This is a genomic window from Aeribacillus sp. FSL K6-1121, from assembly GCF_038003725.1.
Lineage (GTDB): Bacteria > Bacillota > Bacilli > Bacillales > Aeribacillaceae > Aeribacillus > Aeribacillus composti.
In genome coordinates, this window is the sequence record NZ_JBBOPS010000001.1 from 1,183,402 (window position 1) to 1,195,860 (window position 12,459).

Genomic DNA, 12,459 nt, shown 5'->3' on the forward strand with positions numbered 1-12,459 from the left:
TCATAACTTTTTCGTTAGGGATGTATTGGAAATTTCATCTATCAATAGTCTTATCATTTGATTATTTTCATATTATTCTAAAAATAAAACGATTAGGAGAGATTATGGATGAATACTTATTTTATTGCCGGTCACGCCAAACTTCCGACAGGGATGGCGGCCAGAAGTGTTTATGAAACTTTAACGATTACAGCAGAGGTTGATAAATTATATGGTGTGATTGTGGATGCTTCCTGTACGCTTGCTACCGAACACGGCAGAGAATATATTTCCAGGCTCTTGAAAGGTCATAGTTTGCGCAACGGCATTGAAAAGCCGTTGGAAGAGTTAAAGAATGGTTATTTAGGAAAGGCCAATAATGCCCTAATTGCCGCATTAAAAGATCTGTATAAACAGTATGAAGCTATCAATCAATAAGCAATAAGGGGATCGGATGCAAAATGGAATCCGATCCTGCTATCGATTGGTACCTAACTATCCGTTACTGTCTCTTTATCACATTCAAAGGGCCAGGCTGGCAGCATGTTATTTAATGGCTTATCTTCCCGATACCCAAGCACATATTCTGCCTGCATAATGGTGTGGATTTCTCTTGTTCCTTCGTAAATAACAGGAGCTTTGGAGTTTCTTAGGAAGCGCTCAACAGGATATTCATTGGAATAACCGTAGGCTCCGTGAATTTGAACCGCATCATCTGCGGCCTTATTGGCAAAATTACAGGCCTGCCATTTGGCTAGAGATGTTTCTCTCGTATTGCGCAATCCTTTGTTTTTGAGTTCTCCAGCACGGTACACCAATAAACGGCTCATTTGCAATCCCGCTTCCATGTTGGCAATCATTTGCTGGACAAGCTGGTGTTTACCAATTTCTTTGCCAAATGTTTTACGCTCGTGACAATATTTTACACTTTCTTCCAAACATGCCATAATCAGGCCTACTGCCCCTGCAGCAACGGTAAAACGTCCATTATCCAGCGCAGACATCGCAATTTTGAATCCTTCTCCTTCTTGGCCAAGTAAATTTTCTTTTGGTACACGGACCTGATCAAAGAACAATTCTCCTGTATTTCCGGATCGGATTCCGAGCTTTCCTTTAATGGACTTGGATGAAAATCCAGGCATAGTGCGTTCGACGATAAAGGCGGAAATTCCATGATGCTTTTTCGATTTATCTGTATACGCAAACACGATAAAATGATCGGCGACATCGCATAAAGATATCCATGTTTTGGAGCCGTTTAAAATGTAGTGGTCACCGTCTTTAACAGCCGTTGTTCCAAGTGATGCCACGTCAGATCCAGCTCCCGGTTCTGTTAAGCCAAAGGCGCCGATTTTTTCACCTTTTGCTTGTGGAACGAGATATTTTTGCTTTTGTTCTTCGGTCCCCCACTGTAACAACGTCATACTGTTTAATCCGGTATGAACGGATACCGCCGTGCGGAAAGCTGTGTCGCCTCTTTCCAGTTCTTCACAAACGATGGCCAGCGAATTATAATCCATTCCGCTGCCGCCGTATTTTTCAGGGATGCAGACACCTAGCAAGCCTAATTCTTTTAAGCGCTTCCAAATGATCGGATCGAAATATCCCCGTTCATCCCACTCTCGCATATTCGGGATAATTTCCTTATCAACAAAATTTCTGACCATCTTTCTCAACATCCGTTGTTCTTCTGTGAATTCAAAATTCATCTTAAAAACTCCTCCCGCGATTAAATAATGTTATTCTCTTTAAAATAGGTAATCTCCTCAAATGAAAATCCAGCTTCCTGCAGGATTTCCCATGTATGCTCCCCGGCCATCGGTGGATGACGTTCTATCTTTGTATTCGTTCTTGATAGTTTAACAGGCGAACCAACGAGTTTTACCATTCCTGCTTCCGGGTGTTCGACTTGGACAACCATATCACGGGCCAAAACTTGTGGATGTTCAAATACTTGATCTATAGTATGGATGGGACCGCATGGAATATTTTTTTCTGAAAACAGTTTTATCCACTCATTGACCGTTTTGAGCTGGAGCTGGTATTCTAAAATCCTCGTCAGCTCCAGCTTATTTTCCATTCTTGCCACATTCGTACAGAAGCGAGCATCCATTGCCATTTCGCTCAGCCCCATTACTTCACATAGTGTGGCAAACTGCCGGTTATTCCCGACTGCGATAATTATGTCCCCATCTAACGCTTTGAATTTCGAATAAGGGACTATATTCGGATGGTCATTCCCGAGTCTACGCGGTACCTTCCCGGAAATTAGATAATTGCTGGCGACATTGGCAAGCGAGCTGACCGCTGTATCCATCAGTGATAGATCAATTTTTTGCCCCTTGCCCGATCTTCCCCTTTCCAACAAAGCCGCTTCAATGGAAATGACCGAATATAATCCTGTTAAAATATCCACCATGGCAACACCGATTTTCATTGGACCGCTCTCTTCGCTTCCGGTTATACTCATCAGGCCGCTCATCCCTTGAATAATAAAGTCATAACCCGGCAGATAGCGGTACGGGCCCGTTTCCCCGAATCCCGTGATGGAACAATAGACGAGCCGTGAATTTATTTTTTGTAAGGAGTCGTAGTCGAGCTGCCATTTTTCCATCGATCCAGTTTTAAAATTATGAATGAGCACGTCCGCTTCTTTTGCCAGAATTCGAATGATTTCCCTGCCCTCTTCCGATTTCAGATTCACGGTAATGCTTCGCTTATTGCGATTTGCACATAAATAGTAAGCACTGACACCGTTTTGAAACGGCGGTCCCCAGAACCTCGTTTCGTCGCTGCCGCCCGGGGCTTCTACCTTAATGACATCTGCTCCGAGGTCTGCCAAAATCATCGTACAATATGGGCCGGCAAGCACCCTAGTCAAATCTAATACCTTTACACCCTCTAGTGCGCCTCCGATGTTCATCGCCTCCTATTGAAAAAGGTTTCTTAAAAACAAAAAACCAGCCCAAACACACTTTAGTGATATGGACTGGCTTTACGAACCATTTGAACCAGCCGGCTAAGGCTGGAAATGGAATCTTATCAGTCAACTGTTAAATTAAAAAGAGATATCTTCATTACCTTCACCTGTAAAAGGTAGATAGGATGAAGTTTACACTTATTTTAAAAGAATTTTCTGAATATTTCAAGAGGATTTTACCAAAAATATATAAACATTTCGCTCCTGTTTTGCTTATCGTTCATTACCTGTTATTTTTTGCTTAACCCCTAGATGCAATGATGTCATGAAACCTTCGTATGTTGCCTCTTCTAATGTTCTTGGTGCCAAACAGTCTCCAATTTGCCATACCTGTGGTACCAAATGCTTGATTTGTTCGTATAATTCACTATTTGGTACACGACCAAGTGAAAGAACGATCGTGTCCCAATTTTCTATCATTTCTTTTTCATAAGAAAATAGATTTCTGATGACAACCTGATCATCATTAATTTCTCCTAAGTCATAATGCGGTTTCATTTTAACATTCAACTGATACAATTTTTTTAAATATTCATTCCTTAAATATTGATGAACTTCTTCGCCAATATGGAGCCTAGCAGAAATCAACAAAACGATATGGCCTTTTCCGGCTAAATCAATTGACGCTTCAATCGCCGGCCAATCCCCCGCAAAATCAAATACCAAAACTCTTTTTCCGATGTCTTTCCCCCGCTTATTAAACAGTTCATCAACCGTCATCACTCTAGAATTGTTTATTCCGGGAATGTTTGGGATAAACGGTCTCGAACCGTTAGCACAGATGATGGCATCAGGTGAAATTGGTATAATATCGGCGGGCTGAACATCAAAACCTAGCTCAAGCTTTACATGACTATTGGACAATTTTCGTGTGTAATTATCGAGCATGGATTCAGCGAGCTCCTGTCTCATGGTCGCCTGTCTTAATGTATGCAATAATCCTCCCACTTTATCTGTTTTATCAGCTAAAATGACATCATGCCCTAGTTCATCTAATGTGACGGCCGCTTGCATCCCTGCTGGTCCCGCTCCGATTACAAGTACTTTCTTTTTCTCTCTTGCAGTTTTCTTTAATGCTGTAACCTGCACTTCCTTCCCTGCAGATGGATTTTGCACACAACCAATTGTTAATCCTTTGTGATAATGACCTATGCAGGCCTGAAGGCAGCCAATACAGGCATCAATCAGCTGTAAATTCCCAGAATACGCCTTATTAGGCATTTCGGGATCGACAATCAATGCACGGGTCATGCCCACTACATCCGCTTTTCCGGTTGCCACGATCTGTTCGGCCTCCGCTGGGTCAACAATCCGGGAGCCCACAAATACAGGCACAGCCCCGGCCATACGGATTTTAAAGGATTGGGGAGTAAGGTATCCATGTTTTATTGGTGAAGGCGGGACGATATGTGTCGAGCCGGCAAAGGTGCTGGAATCCCCAGCAGTGACATCGATAAAATCTACCCTTACCCGCTCTACTAAATATTCAACTATTTTCACGGCGTCTTTAATAGTGGTGCCATCCATGGTCATTTCATCCGAACTCATACGAATTCCGACCGTAAAGTCTTCTCCCGCTTTCTGCCATATCTGTTCGATTACTTCTACAATAAATCGCATTCGATTTTCAAACGTGCCCCCGTATTCATCGGTACGGAAATTCGTTTGTTCCGACCAAAATTGAGCGGGAAGATAACCATGCGAGCAGCAGATTTCTACCCCGTCAAGACCTCCTTCTTTCGCTAATTTTGCGGAAACGGCAAATCCTTCAATCACCTCTTTGATTTCCTCAATGCTCATCGCCTTTGGCATCGTGCTGAAACGCAGGCTGGGAACAGCGGACGGAGCCCAAGCGGCATTCCGGTAATCGCTCGAAACAACCTCCCTGCCTCCGTGAAATAATTGCGAGAACACTTTTGTTCCGTATTGATGCACCTCATTTGCCAGTTCCAAATAGGCAGGGACTACATTTTCATCATACCCGGCAATGGTATTTGTCGTCAGCTTCCCAGATGGATGAACAGCTGCAGCCTCGAGGATGATTAAGCCTGCACCGCCCTTTGCCCGTTCAACATGATAAGCCGTCATATCCGGGGTTGGAATCCCATCAATGACATGATTTGTTTGATGGGCTGTACTTAAAATCCTATTTTTTAATTTCGTACGACCAATGATGGTTGGACTGAATAAATGTTTAAATTGTGTCATGATCACTCTCTCCCAAGAAATATTTTTATAAATTTTACCAGCAAGAATCATGCCAACTATATTTCATATAAATTTCAATTTTTTGAAATTATTTAGAAAAAACAATTATATAATTTCTCGTAAGATTGAACCTTTTTTACATCACCCGTTGCAAAAAGGGTTCAAATCTCTAATATTACTTGCAAACAGTTTAAAATTCTGCTTCCAGGCTATTCAAACGGATTTTATTGATGCAAAATGTGTTCAATTTTTACAAAAAGGAGTGAAAATATGATGGGTGTTGACTAATACAAGCAACAGATTCATGATCTATTACATGTGAACGCCTCTCTTCAAGAACAATTAGATATTTCCCTAAAAAAAATTAAAGAGCTTACCCAAATCCTGAATTCCAGTTATGATGAAATTTTTGTTACCGACGCAAATGGCAATGTGTTATTTGTAAGTGAATCATGCAAATATTTTACAGGTCTTCCTCCTGAGGCTTTTATCAATAAAAACATCCGTGAATTGGTACAAAAAGGTATTATTAAGGAATCGGTCACATTAAAAACGATGAAAACGCAAACGGTTCAATCCATTGAGCAGTATTACCCAAACGGAAAAACCGTTCTGGCTACGGCCAAACCTGTTTTTGATGAAGAAGGAAAATTATACCGGATTGTCTGTAATACACGAGATATTTCCGAACTGGTTGAAATGAAAAGAAAACTTTCAGAAATCCATTCCCTTCAACAAGAAAATAAAATCATCCTTACAGCAGGCAAGCAAAAATTCATTACACAATCCCCAAATATGATCTCCACGCTGCAAACGGCTCAAAAGGTTGCGCCCATGGATTCCTCGATTTTTATTCATGGTGAATCCGGTGTAGGCAAAGGTGTATTAGCGAGAATTATTCACGAACACAGTCCGAGGAAGAATAAACCTTTTGTTCAAGTGAATTGCGGAGCCATTCCGGTAACTTTATTAGAGGCGGAATTATTTGGATATGAGGCAGGAGCATTTACGGGCGCAAATAAACATGGAAAGCTCGGACTGGTTGAATTGGCGGACGGTGGGACATTGTTTTTAGATGAAATTGGTGAAATGCCGCTGGAGCTGCAGGTCAAAATTTTGCATTTAGTTCAAGAAAAATCCTTCAAAAAAGTCGGAGGTACGTCCGAAAAACAAGTCGATATCCGAATTATTTCGGCTACGAATAAGAACCTTCTGCAGATGATCGAAGAGAAAACATTTCGCCAGGATTTATATTATCGTCTGCATGTTGTGCCGTTAAGAATTCCGCCTTTAAGAGAACGCAAACAGGATATTTTAGTTTTGACAGATTATTTTCTTGAAAAATTTAATAGGAAGTATTCGCAACGCATCAATATTGATGAAAATGCTAAATTATTCATCCAACTGCAGGAATGGCGCGGAAATGTCAGAGAGCTCGAAAATTTCATTGAACATCTTGTGGTTACTGCTCACAAGCCCCTGCTAAGCATTGAAGATTTACCAATTGCCATGGACAATCGGATTCAAAACGACTTTTCATTTAAGGAAATACCATTGAAAAAAGCCGTTGAAGAAACAGAGAAGCATGTCCTTTTATACGCATTATCGAAATATAAAACGACTAGAAAAATGGCAAAAGCCCTTGGGGTGAATCAAACGACCATTATGAGAAAGCTTCGTAAGTATAAACTGAAGTTATATGGGACTAGTTAACATTAAAATTAACAGAATTTTAGAAATGGCACACAATTTGCATGGTATTTAATTGAACAAATGCAAAGGAGTGAATGAAATGGGGGAGTTTCTCTTTACTTTAGGCTATGGAGGCTCACTGATTATTCTTGGACTTATTACACATGCATTTATCCGTAACATGGATCACAGCACGGTTCCAAAACGTTCGGAAAATACGGATTAAAAGGCGGGGATATCATGATTTATACAATCGGTATTGCGGCATCCTTTATTCTGTACGTCCTTATCGGTTTGGTTCTTTCAAGGAAAGTAAAAAGCTCTGAGGAATACTATGTTTCAGGCAGAAAAGGTTCCACGCTTATGGTAACAGGAACACTTGTCGCTTCATTTTTAAGCACAGTGTCCTTTATGGGTGAAGCAGGATTTTCTTATGAAGGTTACCCTATTCTTTTATTAATTCTCGTTATTTTTAATGCAACAGGTTATGTGGTTGGTGTCTTCTTTTTCGGGCGATACTTAAGAAGAAGTAAGGCTTTAACTGTTCCTGAATATTTTGGTAATCGCTTTCAATCAAACAAAGTAAGGATGGCCGCTGCCATTACGACGATCCTAGGAATTTCTGCTTATTTAGTGGCGGTTACACAAGGCGGAGCAGTGCTGCTGTCGGAAATTTCGGGCGTCTCCTACTTCGTTGCCTTATTAATTATGTGGCTTGTATATGCATCCTTCACGGTTCTGTCCGGAGCAAAGGGTGTAATGGTGAATGATACAATCATGTTTTTCTTGTTTTCCATCGCGACATATATTTCATTCCCCTTTATTATAGGCAAGTCAGGAGGAGTTCCGGATGCTATTATTAAAGCAGCGACCAATCCGGAACGGCCAGATTTATTAAGCTGGCACGGAATCACCGGTCCTAATGCTTATATGGGCGAACCGTGGGAGGCTTTGATTTGGGCTGTTATTTTAGGATTAGTTTGGTCTGCCGTTATTGCAATCAGCCCGTGGCAAAGCAGCCGCTACTTAATGGCTAAAAATGAACATGTTGCTATTCGTTCCGGTGTCTGGGCGACGATTTCCATTATTACGATTTATCTATTCCTTCATATTAGTATTTCAACGATTACAACCGTTAATCCGGATATTAAACCTGCGGAAAAAGTATTTATTTGGTCAGCCATGAACATGGTCCCTACATGGTTGGGAGTTATTATCATAAGCGGGATTATGGCTGCAGCCCTTTCCTCGTGTGCAAGTTTCCTGCAGCTAATCGGCTCAAGTGTTACGAGAGATATTATGGAGCAATCCAGAAACAAAACGTATTCGGACAAACAATTGCTAAGAGCAAGCCGCATTTCGATGATTGTCGTTAGTTTTGTCATTCTTTTGATTGGTCTTTGGCAGCCGCCTTCTATCATGTGGATTGGTTATTTTGCAGCAACACTATTCGCCGCTTCTTGGGGTCCAGTTGCTTTTGCCAGTGTTTATTCAAAAAAGGTAACAAAAACCGGAGCTTTATGGAGTATTATTATGGGCTTTTTAGGTGTTGTATTTGGAGAAAGCTTGAAAAAGGTTGGAGTCGCACTTCCAGTTTATTTTAATCCCGTGATTATCGGTATTATCCTAAGCTCACTCGCCTTATATATAGGCTCTAAATTCGGAGAAATCACTGCCGAAGAAAGGGACTTTCAAGAAAACATTTTACAACGTCCGATTGAAGAAAACGAAAAAGAGGAAATGGCTATCACTCGCAGATATCCAATGTACTTGGCCGTTAGTGGTATTCTCATTATCGTGATAACTTTCATATTCTATTATTGGCCGCTGATACTGGCCATGAAGGGTTGATAATCGTTTAAACAATAAGCTAACATCAACGTAAAGCTGGGCTAGCTTTTTATTATCTTCAATTGTTGTGAGAGGAAAAATGTAAAAGTCATCTTCTAGAAAGCGTTCCGCCCGCTCCCTACCGCTTTAACGCGTTTAAACAGATGTGGACTGACCCATTTTTAACACACCTTTTAATCGACTTGGTGCGGAAAAACGATGGACCAATCAAAAGCAATGAAGTGTTGACGCTTAGACCATCTAGCTGTGACAGAATTATTTTCGTTTTGTTATTGAATCAAGAATAATTCTGTCACTTTTTATATACACAAGGGCTGCCCCCTCAACGTCTTTCACTCCATCATTGCGGCATACATTTGCTACCTTGTTACAATAAGAAAATGTTAATCTATGTACCGTATAAGAACTACTCGGTCATGAAAGTTTAACTATGGCTTAAGTGAAACTCGCTAAGGGGCTCATCCCTCTCTTTTTTGCATATAAATAAACGAATAGAAAGGCCTAAATCCAAAGGGGAGAAACAATTATCTCGACAACAAGATACATAAGAGGATCTTTCCATTATCGATCGTGTTTTCATTTACCTATTCCTCATTTTTCCCAACATCCATGTAATTGCATCAGACTCATTAGTAAACATTTCTCCAGAACAACCAAGCATCTTTGATATTATCATTCCAGCTAAGGGTTTATATAATTTCAGCAATCTATCAGAATTTGTAGCCATTGCTACACCGACGCAATATTGCTTTAGGAGAGGTTTATTTTTCTTCAACCAACCATTAAACCATTTGGTTGCTTCAGGATTTTTCTGATGATCTCCGTTTCTTATAATAATGATTCCGAATGTCTGTTGCTGCTTTAATTTTTCTTCAAGAATCTTAACCAATTCTCGCATATGGTTCACTGTAACAGAAGTACCTACTTCGTATTTAATTAATTTATCAGACATCTGTTCGATTTTCATTGATTCTCAACCTTTCTTTTTAGTTTTCCATTTCGATCTTAATGTCCAAAAAGCAGCCGTGAGAAACGATAAAACCCAGATGCATGAGACACCTTCAACTATATGTATCATTCCTATACACCGCTTGCACGTCTCTTCCTTGTTTTCACTGCTATGAGAGAATGAACAATCCTGCAAGCAAAATGCACAAGATATATCAAAATAAATTACTTACGGTATGCCTAACCTACGTATAACTGAATCTATCCTATGGAGACTGTTACAAGTGATCGATAATAATTATCATTCACAAGTCAATTTTTGTACTACCTGTTGAGGAAGTTTTTTTCCCTGTAAAAGGAGAAAATAAGAAAAACCCTTCAAGCACTTTCATGTGTTTGAAGGGTTAGGCTTATCGTTTATGGTCATCCTGCACACTGCCTTTTATTCCGGCCTGTTGATATATCTGTTTTAAGTATTCGCTGGGATTGAATCCATATTTATTTATACTATATTATTTGCAATTTGCAAATAATCATTTTTAATAATAAACTGAAGCTCCATCAGATCGTTGAATGGAGCCGAAAAAAACTGTTAAGACATTAGTTATGAAACTAGCTGAATTTTGCACTACAGAGTTAAAAATAGACTATTCACACAAATCTTTTGTCCGCTTTAAACCACTCATATATTGTTATTGGAACCATGCAAAAGTTTCGAGTCTTTCAGTACCTAGACCTGTGCTGCTTATTTATTCGCTGTTAAAACAGTTGTTAGCTCGTCAATTGCTTGCCGAATATCATCCTGCGTATTGTAAAAATGAGGAGCGATTCGGATGACGTCGTTTCTAGCAGAAACAATGATATTTCTCTCTTTCAAGATCGATTCTATTTGCCCAGCATTTTTTACATAAAAAGCAGTTATGCCGCCTCTTTTGTGAGCCGATAAAGGAGTAACAGTGTGTAATCCTTTTTCTTGTCCATAATCTAATGCGAATTGAGCTAATAGGTTTAAATAAGAAGATATATTCTCCACTCCTATTTCAAGAAGTAAACGAATAGCGGCAGCTGCTGCATAAGCGCTTATAAAAGAAGGCGTTCCAGTCTCAAAACGACGTGTTCCAGCTGCTGGTATAATTTGATGAACATTGAATTTCGAATGATCCTCCTGACCAAACCATCCTGTGACGCGCGGCTTCCATTTCTCTGCCAATTCAGCTTTTATGTATAGGAAGGATATTCCCGTAATACCTAACAAGTATTTCCTTGTTCCTGCTGCCAATATGTCGATATCCATTTTCTTTACATCAATAGGCACCTGTCCAGCAGATTGATATGCATCAACAAAAAGAAGTGAACCTTTACGATGAACAATGTCTGCAATCGCTTTGAGATCTTGTTTAAAACCGTTGTAATAACAGACATGGGAAATGGATGTGACAAGTGTGTCAGACGTTACATAACGTTCATAATATTCTAAAGGAATGACTCCTTGTTGAGAAGGAATAAATCTGACCTTTGCTCCAAATTTCTCCTGAGCGAGCCATACATGACCGGCGGTTGGAAAGTCCATATCTGTCGTCACAATGATATTTTTCCCTTTTTCAAAAGAAAGTGAAGAGGCGATAGCAGAAAAAATGTCAGAGACCGAGCATAATACAGCAATTTCATTAGGTTCAGCACCGATTAATTTTGCAAAACGGTATTTTGCCTGTTCAACTACTTTTATTGCTTGATTCCAATTACCCCCCGCCGTTAGCAAACTATTCATATACGCTTCAATCGATTCGGACACAGTTTTTGAAATGGCTCCTTGCGAACAGCTCGCCAGATGGATTTTCGATGCTAAAACAGGAAATAAAGAACGATAATGAGCATACGGGTGTTTCAATCCTATCTCCTCCCTTCAACTCCGCAAAAAAATTTTCTCCTAGTTATTGGTCTCCCGATTATTATAGTAATCAGCAACTGGGTTTTTTCTTTTAGTTTATTATCCTGTTTCATAGACTTACAAGAGTTTACTATTTGGAGTAATGAAACCTCTACTGTAAACTCCTGTTTTTATTTTGCCAGTGTGAATCCAATATAAATCGCTGCTCCCCACATGACGAGCGCGGAAATTTTGTTGAAAGCACTCATCAAACGTCCAGATTGATCTAGATCCCCTATTCTCCGCCCTGCCAAAGCCAGCCCCGCAAACCAGATCCAGGAAACTAGAATACAGGCAAGTGCAAAAGCTGCTTTTTCCCCTTCATTGTATTGAAGTGAACTCGTTCCGATCACTCCAATCGTATCCATGATCGCATGTGGATTGAGCAGCGAGACCGATGCTGAAAACACAACTTGTTTGAATGGTGTAAAAGTTTCCTTAGCTGTTTTTCCGTTATTCTCTTTAACAGCAGAAGGGGTACTTTTCCAAGTGCTCCACCCCATGTATAACAAAAATAAAATCCCAAAGCACAGCATAATCGTTTTGATCAAAAAAGAACCCAAGACCATAATAGATACTCCGAAAACAGCAAGGATGATTAAAAGTGTATCACATAGTGATGCAGTTAAAACGGCTGGGAGCGCATGAATGAAGTGTTTCTGAAGAGCTCCTTGATGAAAAATAAAAACGTTTTGGACGCCAAGAGGAAGAATAAGTCCAAATGCAAGAATAAGTCCGTGAATAAAGGCTTCCGCCATTCCAATCCCTCCTCTCCTATTGCAATGCATATGAATACAATTTTACTCGGAAATCGATTATTGTCTCCAACCAATTGGATGGATTCAATACCAACCAAGTTGTATAATCGACTCAT

The 12,459-nt window shown here is 40.1% G+C and carries 10 protein-coding genes; 4 read left to right on the plus strand and 6 right to left on the minus strand.

The window, feature by feature from the left end; all coding sequences use genetic code 11:
- Positions 1–108: 108 nt before the first annotated feature.
- Entirely contained in the window at positions 109–417 is a 309-nt protein-coding gene (locus NSQ61_RS05955) for a DUF3870 domain-containing protein (RefSeq protein WP_063388312.1), read from the plus strand.
- Between the two features lie 53 nt (positions 418–470).
- Here the strand turns inward: NSQ61_RS05955 and NSQ61_RS05960 are convergent, their stop codons facing one another.
- The 3 genes from NSQ61_RS05960 to NSQ61_RS05970 all read right to left on the minus strand — a co-directional run bounded on the left by NSQ61_RS05960 (position 471) and on the right by NSQ61_RS05970 (position 5,167).
- On the minus strand, positions 471–1,688 hold the full coding sequence (locus tag NSQ61_RS05960; protein WP_063388313.1) for an acyl-CoA dehydrogenase family protein: 1,218 nt from the start codon (positions 1,686–1,688) through the stop codon (positions 471–473).
- A 20-nt stretch (positions 1,689–1,708) separates the two neighbouring features.
- Positions 1,709–2,896, minus strand: coding sequence for a CaiB/BaiF CoA transferase family protein (locus NSQ61_RS05965; protein ID WP_130157728.1), 1,188 nt, complete (start codon positions 2,894–2,896; stop codon positions 1,709–1,711).
- Between the two features lie 276 nt (positions 2,897–3,172).
- Positions 3,173–5,167: an oxidoreductase gene (locus NSQ61_RS05970; RefSeq protein ID WP_340806296.1), complete on the minus strand. Its 1,995-nt coding sequence runs from the start codon at positions 5,165–5,167 to the stop codon at positions 3,173–3,175.
- A gap of 318 nt (positions 5,168–5,485) precedes the next feature.
- Between NSQ61_RS05970 and NSQ61_RS05975 the strand changes: the two genes are divergently transcribed.
- From NSQ61_RS05975 to NSQ61_RS05985, 3 genes are all read left to right on the plus strand, one after another.
- Positions 5,486–6,880 carry a sigma-54 interaction domain-containing protein gene (locus tag NSQ61_RS05975; protein ID WP_340806299.1) on the plus strand — a complete coding sequence of 465 codons (1,395 nt, stop codon included), beginning with the start codon at positions 5,486–5,488 and terminating at the stop codon, positions 6,878–6,880.
- Positions 6,881–6,959: 79 nt separating this feature from the next.
- Positions 6,960–7,085, plus strand: a complete 126-nt coding sequence (locus NSQ61_RS05980; RefSeq protein WP_277986822.1) for a hypothetical protein — start codon at positions 6,960–6,962, stop codon at positions 7,083–7,085.
- A 14-nt stretch (positions 7,086–7,099) separates the two neighbouring features.
- Positions 7,100–8,710, plus strand: coding sequence for a sodium:solute symporter family protein (locus tag NSQ61_RS05985; RefSeq protein WP_340806303.1), 1,611 nt, complete (start codon positions 7,100–7,102; stop codon positions 8,708–8,710).
- A gap of 580 nt (positions 8,711–9,290) precedes the next feature.
- Here the strand turns inward: NSQ61_RS05985 and NSQ61_RS05990 are convergent.
- The 3 genes from NSQ61_RS05990 to NSQ61_RS06000 all read right to left on the minus strand — a co-directional run bounded on the left by NSQ61_RS05990 (position 9,291) and on the right by NSQ61_RS06000 (position 12,343).
- The gene (locus NSQ61_RS05990) at positions 9,291–9,677 is read right to left on the minus strand and encodes a hypothetical protein (RefSeq protein WP_340806307.1); all 387 of its coding nucleotides are present in this window, start codon (positions 9,675–9,677) and stop codon (positions 9,291–9,293) included.
- Positions 9,678–10,403: 726 nt separating this feature from the next.
- Entirely contained in the window at positions 10,404–11,546 is a 1,143-nt protein-coding gene (locus NSQ61_RS05995) for an aminotransferase class V-fold PLP-dependent enzyme (protein ID WP_340806311.1), read from the minus strand.
- Positions 11,547–11,716: 170 nt separating this feature from the next.
- The gene (locus NSQ61_RS06000) at positions 11,717–12,343 is read right to left on the minus strand and encodes a LysE/ArgO family amino acid transporter (RefSeq protein WP_144598541.1); all 627 of its coding nucleotides are present in this window, start codon (positions 12,341–12,343) and stop codon (positions 11,717–11,719) included.
- Between the last annotated feature and the right edge of the window lie 116 nt (positions 12,344–12,459).